This window comes from Achromobacter sp. SIMBA_011 (assembly GCF_046535435.1).
In the GTDB taxonomy this organism is placed as follows: domain Bacteria; phylum Pseudomonadota; class Gammaproteobacteria; order Burkholderiales; family Burkholderiaceae_B; genus Achromobacter; species Achromobacter dolens.
In genome coordinates, this window is record NZ_JAWRWN010000457.1 from 1 (window position 1) to 272 (window position 272).

Below are 272 nucleotides of genomic sequence, written 5' to 3' on the forward strand. Positions count from 1 at the left end.
GCGCAAAATTCTGCGGTCCGATGCGACTGAGTTTGCCTACAAGCGTGGGCATCAACCCTTGCCCCGGATGGGAGCTTGGAAGGGTGATGTCGAGCGGTTTCTGATTGCCAATGAAGGCAAGGTGTCGCGCGACCGGTTGACACTGATCCGGATTTACGAAGAGGTCCGGTCACTTGGTTATGACGGCAGTTACGACACCGTTCGCCGATATGCCAAGGCCTGGTCCAAGAGCCGTGGTTCTGTGACAGCCGAAGCCTACGTGCCGCTCTACT

The 272-nt window shown here is 57.4% G+C and carries 1 pseudogene; it reads left to right on the forward strand.

Annotated features, from left to right (window positions below):
- Positions 1 to 272: pseudogene (locus SB816_RS31700) on the forward strand (IS21 family transposase); the annotation flags it as partial.